The organism is Stenotrophomonas sp., assembly GCF_035634915.1.
Taxonomy (GTDB): Bacteria; Pseudomonadota; Gammaproteobacteria; order Xanthomonadales; family Xanthomonadaceae; genus Stenotrophomonas.
Genome location: NZ_DASQCB010000002.1, coordinates 154,383 through 166,578 on the forward strand (window position 1 = coordinate 154,383; position 12,196 = coordinate 166,578).

General features: G+C 69.9%; 13 protein-coding genes. 2 read left to right on the forward strand and 11 right to left on the reverse strand.

Annotated elements, in window-relative coordinates:
- Window positions 1–214: 214 nt before the first annotated feature.
- Together cydD and cydC are read left to right on the forward strand one after the other, a co-directional pair.
- On the forward strand, window positions 215–1,963 hold the full coding sequence (cydD, locus tag VER16_RS01980) for a thiol reductant ABC exporter subunit CydD (RefSeq protein ID WP_324805399.1): 1,749 nt from the start codon (window positions 215–217) through the stop codon (window positions 1,961–1,963).
- On the forward strand, window positions 1,960–3,633 hold the full coding sequence (cydC, locus tag VER16_RS01985) for a thiol reductant ABC exporter subunit CydC (protein ID WP_324805190.1): 1,674 nt from the start codon (window positions 1,960–1,962) through the stop codon (window positions 3,631–3,633). Before cydD ends, cydC begins: the two co-directional genes overlap by 4 nt.
- Window positions 3,634–3,725: 92 nt before the next feature.
- On the opposite strand, the gene VER16_RS01990 is transcribed toward cydC, so the two are convergent.
- From VER16_RS01990 to ccmA, 11 genes are all read right to left on the reverse strand, one after another.
- Window positions 3,726–4,070: a DUF1294 domain-containing protein gene (locus VER16_RS01990; RefSeq protein ID WP_324805191.1), complete on the reverse strand. Its 345-nt coding sequence runs from the start codon at window positions 4,068–4,070 to the stop codon at window positions 3,726–3,728.
- A complete protein-coding gene (metX, locus tag VER16_RS01995) occupies window positions 4,071–5,183 on the reverse strand; it encodes a homoserine O-acetyltransferase MetX (protein WP_324805192.1) in 1,113 nt (370 codons plus the stop codon).
- Between the two features lie 115 nt (window positions 5,184–5,298).
- Window positions 5,299–6,291, reverse strand: a complete 993-nt coding sequence (locus tag VER16_RS02000; RefSeq protein ID WP_324805400.1) for a c-type cytochrome biogenesis protein CcmI/CycH — start codon at window positions 6,289–6,291, stop codon at window positions 5,299–5,301.
- Window positions 6,285–6,734, reverse strand: a complete 450-nt coding sequence (locus tag VER16_RS02005) for a cytochrome c-type biogenesis protein (RefSeq protein ID WP_324805401.1) — start codon at window positions 6,732–6,734, stop codon at window positions 6,285–6,287. The genes VER16_RS02000 and VER16_RS02005 overlap by 7 nt, the downstream gene beginning before the upstream one ends.
- 4 nt (window positions 6,735–6,738) lie before the next feature.
- Complete coding sequence (locus tag VER16_RS02010) at window positions 6,739–7,356, reverse strand: DsbE family thiol:disulfide interchange protein (protein ID WP_079222496.1); 618 nt, start codon at window positions 7,354–7,356, stop codon at window positions 6,739–6,741.
- Between the two features lie 8 nt (window positions 7,357–7,364).
- The gene (locus VER16_RS02015) at window positions 7,365–9,296 is read right to left on the reverse strand and encodes a heme lyase CcmF/NrfE family subunit (RefSeq protein WP_324805194.1); all 1,932 of its coding nucleotides are present in this window, start codon (window positions 9,294–9,296) and stop codon (window positions 7,365–7,367) included.
- Entirely contained in the window at window positions 9,297–9,758 is a 462-nt protein-coding gene (gene ccmE / locus VER16_RS02020; protein WP_324805195.1) for a cytochrome c maturation protein CcmE, read from the reverse strand. It lies immediately after the preceding gene.
- A complete protein-coding gene (gene ccmD, locus VER16_RS02025; protein WP_324805196.1) occupies window positions 9,755–9,943 on the reverse strand; it encodes a heme exporter protein CcmD in 189 nt (62 codons plus the stop codon). The genes ccmE and ccmD overlap by 4 nt, the downstream gene beginning before the upstream one ends.
- On the reverse strand, window positions 9,940–10,692 hold the full coding sequence (gene ccmC, locus VER16_RS02030) for a heme ABC transporter permease CcmC (RefSeq protein WP_324805197.1): 753 nt from the start codon (window positions 10,690–10,692) through the stop codon (window positions 9,940–9,942). Before ccmC ends, ccmD begins: the two co-directional genes overlap by 4 nt.
- A 43-nt stretch (window positions 10,693–10,735) precedes the next feature.
- Window positions 10,736–11,431 (reverse strand): heme exporter protein CcmB, encoded by a 696-nt coding sequence (gene ccmB / locus VER16_RS02035; RefSeq protein WP_324805198.1) that lies wholly within the window; start codon window positions 11,429–11,431, stop codon window positions 10,736–10,738.
- Complete coding sequence (gene ccmA, locus VER16_RS02040) at window positions 11,428–12,189, reverse strand: heme ABC exporter ATP-binding protein CcmA (protein ID WP_414716004.1); 762 nt, start codon at window positions 12,187–12,189, stop codon at window positions 11,428–11,430. The genes ccmB and ccmA overlap by 4 nt, the downstream gene beginning before the upstream one ends.
- Window positions 12,190–12,196 lie beyond the last annotated feature (7 nt).

The window sequence follows — 12,196 nt, forward strand, 5'->3', positions numbered from 1 at the left end:
CCTCGTGGATAGTGCCGTTGCAGGTGGCGGGAAGGGTGGTCTACGGGTGAATGATGTGACCGACTACTTCAAACAGCCTTGATCCAGATCAATGTATGAATGAGTGCCCAAGGGGATCGTATGCCTTTCCCGTGACCACTGCGACCGCTGGCCGCAGGAGGACGCTCGTGCCTGCGCCTACAATGCCCAGCATCCCCCGCTGCCTGTGAAGACTTTGAGCCCTGCCGAACCGACCGCTGCCGGACCGCGTACCGCCGAGGAAGAATCGACCCTGCAGCGGCGTGCCCGCACGGTGTGGCTGGCGGGCCTGGCCCATTCAGCGCGGGGCCGGCAGCGCCTGGCGGCGCTGTGCATCAGCCTGTCCGGGGCGCTGCTGATCGGGCAGGCCGCGGCCATCGCCTGGCTGGTGCAGGCGGTGCTGGTGGAGCGCGCACCCTTGGCCAGCGGCCTGCCGGTACTGGCCGCGCTGGCGGTGGTGCTGGTGCTGCGCACGCTGCTGGGCAGCGCCACCCAGGCCGCCGCTGGCGATGTAGCCGATGCCGCCCGGCTGGCCCTGCGTGAACGCGTGTTCGCGCGCCTGCTCGGCCATGGCCCGCTGTGGCTGCGCCAGCGCCGTACCGGCGAGCTGGGCGAACTGATGCTGCACCACGGCGATGCCATCGAAAGCTATTACAGCGGTTTCCTGCCGGTGCGCACCGAAGTGGTGGTGGTGCCGCTGCTGATCCTGGCCGCGGTGGCCTGGGTGGACTGGGTGGTGGCGCTGATCCTGCTGTTCACCGCGCCGCTGGTGCCGTTCTTCATGATGCTGGTGGGCTGGGGCGCCGAAGCGGCCGGGCGCGCGCAGCTGGGTGAACTGGCACGCATGAGCGGCCACTTCGCCGACCGCATCAAGGGCCTGGGCCTGCTGCGCCTGTACGGGCGCGGCGAGGCCGAACTGGCCGGCATCGAAGCGGCCGCCGAAGGGGTGCGCGTGCGCACGATGAAGGTGCTGCGCATCGCCTTCCTGTCGTCCACCGTGCTGGAATTCTTCGCCTCGGTGAGCGTGGCGATGGTCGCGCTGTATCTTGGCCTGAGCTATCTGGGTCTGATGTCCCTGCATGCGACGGTGCCGACGCTGGGGGCCGGATTGTTCTGCCTGCTGCTGGCGCCGGAGTTCTACGCGCCGCTGCGGCGGCTGGCCGCGCATTACCACGACCGCGCCAATGCGCTGGCTGCCGCAGCCGAAGTGGAACGCCTGCTGCTTGCGCTGCCCGAAGATCCGGCGATGGCCGAGGAGCCGATGGCACCGCTGGCGGTGGAGCCGGCCGAGGCCGCACTGCCGCCGCTGCAGGCACAGGGTCTGGTGCTGCGCCCGCTGGGGGCCGCACACGATGTGCTGCGCGACGTGGATGTGCAGTTGGAGCCGGGCCAGCGCCTGGCCCTGGTGGGCCCCAGCGGCTCGGGCAAGAGCACGCTGCTGGAAGCGCTGGCGGGCTGGCTGCCGCCGCAGGCCGGGCGTGTGCAGCTGCGCCCCGGCCTGCAGGTGGCCTATGCCAGCCAGCGTCCCTACCTGTTCCATGGCTCGATTGCCGACAACCTGCGGCTGGCCGACCCTGCCGCCAGTGATGCGCGCCTGCGCGCGGTGGCCGAGGCAGCGCAGGTGCTGCAGTTCGCCCAGCGCCTGCCGGAGGGGCTCGATACGATGATCGGTGAGCGCGGCTTCGGCCTGTCCGGCGGTGAAGCCCGGCGCATCGGCCTGGCCCGGCTGCTGCTGCTTGACCCGCAGGTCCTGTTGCTGGACGAGCCCACCGCCTTCCTCGATGCCGACACCGAAGCGGCGCTGCTGCGCAGCCTGGCCGCCTATGCGCGCGGCCGCAGCGTGGTGGTGGCCACGCACAGCCCGGCGGTGATCGCCTGGGCCGACCGCTGCCTGCTGCTTCCCGAAGGGCGGCTGGTGGACCCGGCACAGGCGGTGCGCGCATGAGCCGTTCACCCGATTCGCTGCGCGCGGTGTTCGTTCGCCACCGTCCGCGCCTGCTGCTGACCGTGCTGCTGCTGTGGGTCACGATGCTTGCCGGAACCGCGCTGCTGGGCCTGTCCGGTGGCTTCCTGACCGCTGCAGCGCTGGCCGGTGCGGCCGGGCTGGCGCAGGGGTTCAATTTCTTCTCGCCCTCGGCCGGCATCCGCGGCCTGACCATGGCGCGCATCGTGTCGCGCTACTTCGAGAAGCTGGTGGGCCACGATGCCACGTTGCGCATCGCCCGCGACCTGCGCGTGTGGTTCTTCCGCCGCGCGCTGCCGCTGGCCCCGGCGCGGCTGGGGGCCACGCGCACCGGTGAACTGCTGGCGCGCCTGCTGGGCGATATCGGCGAGGTCGATGGCCTGCTGGTGCGTGCCATCGGGCCGCTGCTGGCGCTGGGCGCGTTGTCGCTGGTGGCGATAGGGTCGGCGGCGCTGATCCTGCCCTCGGCGGCGCTGCTGCTGGCCGTGCTGGCGCTGTTGATCGGTTTTGGCGTGCCGTGGCTGGGCGTGCGCGGGCATGACGATGAAGAGGCCGACCGTGCCGCACATCGCGCCGCGTTGCGTACTGCAGCGTTTGAAGGCCTGGAGGGCGCGGGTGATCTGGCGGCGCTGCATGCCGATGCCGCCTGGCAGTTGAAGGTGCGGGTGGCGGCCAAGCAGCTGGCCTCGCGGGACCGGCGTCGGCGCTGGCGGCTGATTGCGGCCGCCACACTGCATGGCCTGGTGGCCGGGCTGGGCCTGGTGGCGATGCTGGCGCTGGCCCTGCATGCGGCCGAGCAGCAGCGCATTCCTGCGGAAATGGCGGCCGGTCTGGTGTTCCTCACCGTGGCGATGATCGAACTGTGGGCGGGCATGGGTCTGGCCTGGCAGTCGTTGCAGTCCGGCCGTATTGCCGCCGACCGCCTGCAGGCCATCGTCGAGCAGGCACCGACGGTGGAAGATCCTGCGCAGCCACAGCCGGTACCGCCGGCTGCAACGGTGGCGTGGGACGACGTGCATTTCCGCTGGCCGGGCGCGGCGCGGCCGGTGCTGGCGGGCCTGCGGTTGACGCTCGCGCCGGGGGAACGCATTGCCATCGGGGGTGACAGTGGTTGCGGAAAGACCACCCTGTCGAGCCTGCTGCTGCGCCTGTGGGACCCGCAGCAGGGCCGCGTGAGCTACGGAGGCCGCGACCTGCGCGACTTCGCCCAGGCCGATTGGCATCGGCAGCTGGCATGGCTGCCGCAGAACGCGCCGGTGTTTGCCGGCACGGTGGCCGACAACCTGCGGCTGGGGGATCCGGACGCCAGCGATGACGCCCTGTGGGCGGTACTGCGGCGCGTGCGCCTGGGCGAGTGGGCCGAGCGCAGCGGCGGCCTGCACACCTGGGTGGGCGAGAACGGCGCGACGATGTCGGCTGGGCAGGCACGGCGGTTGGCCTTGGCCCGCGCGCTGCTGCGCAATGCGCCGATCCTGCTGCTGGACGAGCCGACCGAAGGGCTGGACGTGGACACCGCACACGCGTTGCTGCAGGACCTGGCCGGCCTGCTGGACGGGCGCAGTCTGTTGATGATTACCCACGACGACCTGCCCGAAGGCGTGGTGGATGTCCGGTATCGCCTGCGTGATGGTGCGTTGGTGCGGGAAACGTAGTCGCGGTGGCCGGCCCATCCACGCATGGCGTGGATCTACTGTAGAGCCGAGCCCATGCTCGGCTCTACAGGTGTCGTGCGGACGGCGCTTGGTTACCGCGAAAATTCGCGCAGCATCACCGCGATCGACGCGACGTTCGCCAGCACGCACATCCAGAACACCCACTGAAATTCCGCCTTGCGGTGCTTGTGCCGGAACAGGGCCTGGCCCAACAGCGCGCCCGGCCAGCCACCGGCAAAGGCCAGCAGCTGCAGGGTGCGCTCGGGAATGCGCCACTGCTTCCGCTGTGCTGCGCGCTTGTCGTGCCCGTACAGACCGAACGACAGCGCACTGGCCAGCAGGCACCAGCCCCCCAGCCACAGCGGCAGCACGGCGCTGACCATCAACGCGATGAGCGCGCCGAACGCGGCCAGCGCCAGGTTGCGCCGCCAGGCCACTTACAGCGCGTCGAGGAAGCCGCGCACGGCCGGGCCGAAGCGCTCGAAATCGACGAGGAACGCGTCGTGGCCCTGCGGCGAATCCAGGCCGATGAACTGCGCATCGGCGCCGCCGGCACGCAGGCCGTCAGCCACCTGCTGCTGTTGCTGCACCGGGAACAGGATGTCGGTGTTGGCGCCGATGGCCAGTGCCTTTTCGATGCGGATCTTCGCCAGCCCGGCCAGCACGTCGCCGTCGGCGTACTCGGCCAGGTCGAACCAGTCCATCGAACGGCTCAGGTACAGGTAGCAGTTCGGATCGAAGAAGCGCACGAAACGCCGTGCATGGCCTTCAAGATAGCTCTCGACCTGGAATTCCAGGCCGAACGGATCATCGTCGGTCTGGTCCGAATCCAGCCGCACGCGGCCGAAGCGGCCATCCCATTCCAGTGCGGAGCGGTAGGTGATGACGCCCAGCTTGCGAGCCATGCGCATGCCCGATTCCGGGTACTCGGTTTCGCTGTAGCGTCCGCCGTTCCACTGCGGGTCCAGGCGGATGGCTTCGCGCTGCAGCGAGCGGATCGCGATGGAGAACGGCAATGCCTGCGCGCTGCCGGAAATGTTGATGTGGCTGCGGGCGATGCCCGGCTGCAGCATCAGCACCGCCAGCGCGGTCATGCCGCCCATCGAATTGCCGACCACGCAGGCCAGTTGCTGGATGCCCAGGGCGCGCACCACGTCGATGGCGGCACGTGCGCCGTCTTCCACCGACAGTTCCGGGAAGTCGAGCCGATACGGTTCGCCCGTGGCCGGGTTCAACGAGGCGGGGCCGGTGGAGCCCTTGCAGCTGCCCAGTGAATTGACGCAGACCACGAACCAGCGGTCGGTATCGATCGGCTTGCCTGCGCCGACCATCGCTTCCCACCAGCCTGGGGCAGGATTGTCGGCATTGGCGGCGGCGTGCGCGTCCGGCGACAGGCCGGTGACGATCAGGACCGCGTTGCGGCCGTCGGCAGCCAGCGTGCCCCAGGTCTCGTAGGCCACGCGCCCACCGTGCAGGGCGCCACCGCGCTTGAACGGGAACGGCGAGGGCAGGGCATGGAAGCGGGTGCCGGGCGGGATGAATTCGGTCATGCGGGCATTCTAGCGGGGCCGCCTGTGCAGCAGGCGACACGCTGGTTTCCATTGGGGCCGGTATCCACGCATGGCCTGGATCTACTGTGGAGCCGAGCCCATGCTCGGCTGCAGGTCAAGGAAACCGCAGTTCCACCATGCCGTCGTGCGGCAGTGTCACCCGCACCACCTCGCTCTGCAGGTCGCCTTCGCTGCGGTTGGCGCTGCCACTGCGCGAAATGCGCGCCAGCACCTCCACCTCGGTGTGCGCCGACAGCGGTGCGGTCGGCATCGGGCTGTCGCCGTCGCCCAGACCGACGGTGGCCGGGAATCCGTCCAGCGGCAGTCTGCGCGCGGCCACCGGCATGGGGGGGCCGCCGACGGCGCGGGCGAGGACGAAGACCTGGGTGGTCGCCGGCCAGTCGCCGTGCTTCACCGCGTCGGGCAGTTGCACGCGGACCTGCAGCAAGGCGGGCGCTTCCGTCGCCGGTGCGTCGGCGGCCTGGCCCGCCGCCTCGCGGGCGATGGCGATCTGCGCCTGCAGCGCCTGCGCCGCACCCGGTTCCAGACGCGGCAACAGGGCGCTCCAGACGTCGGCGGCTTCGGCATTGCGGCCGCGCTGGCGCAGGGCGATGCCCAACAGCCAGCTGGCCCGTTCTGCCCCCGGTGCCAGGCGACGGGCCTGCTGCAGCCACTCCATCGCGGTGTCATCGAACTGTTTGCCTGCATCGGCCTGCGCACGCGCCTGTGCGGCTTCCACCAGCACGCCGGCATCCTCCGGGGCCAGCGCGGCAGCGCGGGCGAAGGCATCGGCGGCGGCGCGTGCATCGCCCAGTTCGGCCTGCGATCGGCCCAGCAGCGCCCAGCCATCGGCGCGCTGCGGGTCACGCTGCAATGCCTGCTGCAGCGCTTTCACCCCATCACGCAGGGTGGCGACCGATGGCGTCGGTTGCATCTGTGCCGCGCGCGGGTCACCCACCAGCAGATACAGGCACGCACCGGCCACGCCCAGTGCCAGCACGCCCAGCACGAAGCCGCGCGGGCCCTGCCGGCGCAGCGGCCACAGCACCAGCGCCGCCACCAGCGCGGCGACCAGGCCGGCCAGCACGGGCAGAAGGTTGCTCACCAGCCATCTCCTTCATCGCTGCCGCCGCCAGGTGCAGGCGCGACGTTGCGGCCACGGCGGCGCACAACCGCCAGCACCACCGCGCCACCGGCGCCGAGCAGCAGCAGCGGGCCGCCCCACAACAGCCAGGTGCCCGGCTGCAGCGGCGGCTGGTAAAGCACGAACTCACCGTAGCGGGCGACCAGGAACTGCTTGATCTGCGCATCGTCGAGGCCCTGCTGCATCAGCTGCAGCACCTCGCGGCGCAGGTCCTGGGCGATCTGAGCGTTGGAATCGGCCAGCGACTGGTTCTGGCACTGCACACAGCGCAGCTGCGCGGCCAGGTCGTGGAATCGGGCTTCTTCGGCCGCGTCGCGGAAGGCGAGCGGACGCGGGTCGTGCAGCGGCTGCTGGGCAGGCGCGGGCAGCGCCGCCGCCATCAGCAGCGCAAGCAGCAGCCAGTGCAGCGGCTTACGGATTACCGTGCAGGCCGGCATCGGCATTGCCCTGGGCCTTCTCGATCTTCTGCAGCGCAGGAATCAGCTTCTCGTCGACCACCTGCTGGGTCATCGCACCGCTGTACTTCCAGCGCACGATGCCGCTGCCGTCGACCAGGAAGGTTTCCGGCGCGGCGGTCACGCCCCAGTCGATGGCGGTGCGGCCTTCGACATCGCTCAGCACCACCATGAACGGGTTGCCCAGCGTTTCCAGCCAGTGCAGCGCGTCGGTCGGCTCATCCTTCCAGTTGTAGCCGATCACGCGCACGCGCTTGCTCTCGGCGAAGCGGGTCAGCACCGGGTGCTCTTCGCGGCAGGCCGCGCACCAGCTGCCCCACACGTTCAACAGGTAAGGCGCACCGCGCAGCTCTTCGCTGCGCACGGTCATGCTGGGATCGTGCAGCACCGGCAGGGCGAAGGCCGGTGCCGGCTTGTCGATCAGTGCCGAGGGCAGCACGTCGCGCTGCGGGTCGCCCGATTTCATCACCCCGTAGATCATCAGCCCGAGCAGGCCGAAGAAGAACAGCACACCGATCACGATGGCTACCGGCGGCAGCGGGCGGGACGGGCGCGGGGCGGGGGACTCGGACATGCAAACTCCTACGGACGACGGAAACGGCGATCAGCGGTGGTGATGAATCCGCCCAGGGCCATCAGCAGTGCGCCCAGCCAGATCCAGCGCACGAAGGGCTTGATGTGCACCCGTACCGCCCATGCATTGTTGCCCAGCGGCTCGCCCAATGCCACGTAGACATCGCCACTGAGGCGTGCATCGATGCCGGCTTCGGTCATCACCTGGCCGCCGCTGGCGTACTGGCGCTTTTCCGGGTGCAGCAGGGCCAGTTCGCGGCCGTTGCGGAACACCCGCAGATGGCCGCGGTCGGCAGTGAAGTTGGGGCCTTCGCGATGGTCCACGCCTTCGAAGCGCACTTCATGGCGGCCGACCACCACCTGCTGGCCCGGTGCCAGCGCGACCTCGCGCTGCACGTTCAGGGCTTCCACCAGCAGCGCGCCGGCCAGGAACACCGCGACGCCGGCATGGGCGACGATCATGCCGAGCATTTCGCCAGTGAAGCGGCCATTGCCACGCAGGCGCTGCCAGACGAAGCGCGCGGTGCCCAGCCCGACCCAGGCGGCCGCCGCTACGCCGAGGCCGGCCTTCCACCCGTTCTGCGGGGCCTGCCACCAGGCCAGTGCACCCAGCAGCACGGCCAGGCCCAGCCACGGCGCCAGCAGGGCGAACGCGCGCGACGGCTGGTCACGCTGCCACTTCACCAGCGGGCCGAACGGCAGCAGCAGCACCATCGGCGCCATCAGCAGCAGGAACAGGCTGCCAAAGTAAGGCGGCCCGACCGAGATCTTGCCCAGCGAAAGGGCGTCGGCCAGCAGCGGATACAGGGTGCCCAGCAACACCATCGCGCAGGCGGTGGCCAGCAGCAGGTTGTTGGCCAGCAGCAGGGTTTCGCGCGAGGTGGCGGTGAAGCCGCGGCGCGGATCGTCTGCATCCACGCTGAGGCCGCTGGCGCGCAGCACGTACAGCAGCAGGCTGCCGCCCACCAGCAGCGACAGGAACACCAGGATGAACAGGCCGCGCGAAGGATCGGCGGCGAATGAATGCACGCTGGTCAGCACGCCCGAGCGCACCAGGAAGGTACCCAGCAGCGACAGCGCGAAGGCGGCGATGGCCAGCAGCAGGGTCCAGCTGCCGAAGGTGCCGCGCTTTTCAGTGACGGCCTGCGAATGGATGAGCGCCGCGCCGACCAGCCACGGCATGAAGCTGGCATTTTCCACCGGGTCCCAGAACCACCAGCCGCCCCAGCCCAGCTCGTAGTAGGCCCACCAGCTGCCCAGCGCGATGCCCAGGGTCAGGAAGCCCCAGGCCACGTTGGTCCACGGCCGCGTCCAGCGCAGCCAGCGCGCGTCCACGCGGCCTTCCAGCAGGGCGGCCACGGCGAAGGCGAACGGCACGGCAAAGCCCACGTAGCCCAGGTACAGCATCGGCGGGTGGATGATCAGGCCCGGGTCCTGCAGCAGCGGGTTGAGGTCGCGGCCTTCCAGCGGCGCCGGGTTGAGCCGCAGGAACGGGTTGGAGGTGAAGATGAGGAAGGCGAGGAAGCCGACGCTGACCACGCCCATCACCGCCAGCACGCGGGCCTGCACCGGCGCGGGCAGGCGCCGCGAGAACAGCGCCACTGCACCAGTCCACAGCGCCAGCACCAGCGCCCACATCAGCAGCGAACCTTCGTGCGCGCCCCAGACCGCCGAATAGCGGTAGACCATGGGTAGCAGTGAATTGGAATTCTCGGCCACGTAGCGCACCGAGAAGTCCTGCTGTACGAAGGCGGCGGTCAGCACCGCGAAGGCGCCGGCCACCAGCAGCAGCTGGGCGAAGGCGGCCGGTCGGGCCACCGCCATCCACGCGTCGTTGCCGCGCTGCGCGCCCACCAGCGGCAGGCCGGCCTGCAGCAGCGAGGCCAGCAACGCACACAGCAGCAGGATCTGGCCCAGCTCTGGCAACGCGCCTGGCAGCACTCAGCGCACCTCGGTGGCCGGTACCGGCACGTCGTGTTTGCGATGGGCATCGCCCATCTTGTCGGCTACTTCCTTGGGCACGTACTTCTCATCGTGCTTGGCCAGCACTTCATCAGCCACGAAGACACCGTCCTGCAGGCGCCCGCTGGCGACCACGGCGGTGCCCTCGGCGAACATGTCCGGCAGGATGCGCGAGGTCAGCACGGCCAGCTGCGCATCGCCGTCGGTGACCTTGAAGCGCGCGTCGAGCGAGCCAAGCGGGCGGTTGAACGAGCCTTTGACCACCATGCCGCCGAGGCGGAAGCGGGTCTGCGCATCGACGTCGCCGCGCAGCACTTCCGATGGCGTGTAGAGGTAGGCGATATTGCGTTCCAACGCCATCGCCACCAGCGCGGTAGCCAGGCCCGAGGCGAGCAGGGCCAGCAGCACCCAGGCCAGGCGGCGGCGCTGTACGGGGGTCATCGTTCCAGCTCCGCCGACAGCGGCGGGGCAGCCTGCTGCGCGGTTTGCCGGGCCTGCTGCCGCTGCTGGCGCGACTGTGCCTGGCGGCGCGCGGTGCGCAGGCGCAGCCACGAACCGATGGCATCGGCCAGCAGTACCAGCACGAACACCGCATAGGCGCCGATCACGAAGGGCAGGTGGGTCATCGCAGCGCATCCTCCACGCGTTCACTGACCCAGGCCTTGCCGGCCTCGCGGTCGAGGTTATCGGCGCGTGCCTTGGCCAGCACCGAACCGGCGAACCAGAACTTGGTGCCGATGACCATCCACCATAGCGGCGCGATCATCGCGCTGCTGATCGCCGATTCACCGAACACGCTGATCGACTGGCGCTGGTGCAGGCCGCCCCACCAGTCCACCGAATAACGGATGACCGGCAGCAGGCTGACCCCGACGATGGCCAGCAGGCCTGCCGCGCGCGCGGCGCTGCGGCGGTCCTCGATGGCGTGGTACAGGCCGATGACCCCCAGGTACAGGAACAGCAGGACCAGTTCGCTGGTCATGCGCGGGTCCCAGTCCCACCAGGTGCCCCAGGTGCCCTTGCCCCAGATGCTGCCGGTGAGCAGGGTGATGAGGGTGAAGCCGGCGCCCATCGGCGCGCAGGCCATGGCCAGGATCTCGCAGATCTTGATGCGCCAGATCAGCGCGATGGCGGCGTACAGGGCCATCAGCGCGAAAACGAACAGGCTCATCCAGGCGCTGGGCACGTGGATGTAGAGAATGCGGAAGCTGTCCAGCTGGCGTGCTTCCGGCGGCACCACCAGCAGCGCCTGCCACAGGCCGACCAGCAGCACCGGCAGCGCGGCGATGTAGAACACACGCGACCAGCGGGCAGCGAAACGATCGAAGGTGGGCGGCGAACCGAGTTGATGGAACCAGCGGACGATCGGATTCATGCGTGACGGCTATCCAGCAGGGGTGGATTGGCTCTCTGCCCGTTCAACTCAGGGAAATACGGATGGCCGCAGCGGTCGCCAGCGGTGCCAGCAGCAGGGCGACCACCAGTCCCGCGCCCAGCATCAGCAGCGCAGCGACCGGATCCTGCCCGCGGCTGGCCGCCGCCAGGCTGCCCGCACCGAACACCAGCACCGGTACGTACAGCGGCAACGACAGCAACGCCACGAGAATACCAGAGCGCCGGATGCCCACGGTCAGCGCGGCGACCACGCCACCGATCAGGCTCAGCACCGGTGTTCCCAGCAGCAACGATGCCAGCAACATCGGTAGTTGGTCATGCGGCAGATGCAGCATTTCCGCCAGCAGCGGGCTGACCACGATCAGCGGCAGCGCGGTGGTGGCCCAGTGCAGCAGCACGCGCACCAGCACCAGCCAGGCCAACGGCACGGGGGCCAGCAGCCATTGTTCCAGCGATCCATCCTCGGCATCGGAACGGAACAGCGAATCCAGCGCCAGCTGTCCGGCCAGCAGCACCGCCAGCCACAGCACCGCACCGGCGGTGGCCGCCAGCGGCTGCGGGTCACGGCCCTGCGCCAGCGCAAACAGCACCACCACCAGCAGGGCGAACAGCACCGGCTGCAGTGCATCGCCGCGGCGGCGCCAGAGCAGGCGCAGGTCGCGCGAGAACAGCGCGCGTGCGGTCTGCCACAGGCCCGGTTCGGTACCGGGGGCGATCATGCGGCACCTCCCGGTACGGTTGCGGCCGGTTGCCCGGGCGCACGCAGTTCCAGCAGGCGCGTGCGTACCGGCGGCGCGGCATAGGCGCCGTGGGTGGTGACCAGGGCGGCACCGCCGCCGCGCAGATGCGCCGAAATCATCCGGTTGACCAGGTTGATGCCATCCAGATCGAGGTTGGCGTAGGGTTCGTCGAGCAGCCACAGCGGCGCCGGCGACAGCCAGATGCGGGCCAGCGCCAGGCGCCTTTTCTGCCCGGCCGACAGGTGTCGCACCAGGGTGTCCTCGTAGCCGGCCAGGCCGACGATGGCCAGCGCGCTGCCGGGCATCTGCTTGGCCCGGCGGCCATGCAGCCCGCACAGGAAATGCAGGTTCTCCAGCGTGTCCAGGTCCGGCTTCAGCGCCGGCAGGTGGCTGAGGTAGGCGACATAGCGGGCACGCTCGGTGTTGCTGGCCTGCTTGCCGTCGATGCGGACCTGGCCGGCACCCGGGCGGGCCAGCCCCGCCAGCACGCGCAGCAGGGTGGTCTTGCCGGCACCATTCCCCCCCTGCACCAGCAGGGCCTCACCGGCGTCCACGTGGAAATCCAGTGGGCCGAACACGGGTTCGTCATTGCGGGAGAAGCTCAGGCCGCTGGCGGCCAGCAATGCTGGGGTGTTCAAGGGGCAGGGGTCTTCGTGCCGGAGTGCGGCGGCAATTGTAGCGATGAATGCTGCCCCGGTAGCGCCGGGCCATGCCCGGCGGCGGCAGGGAATATGCAAAGAGCCG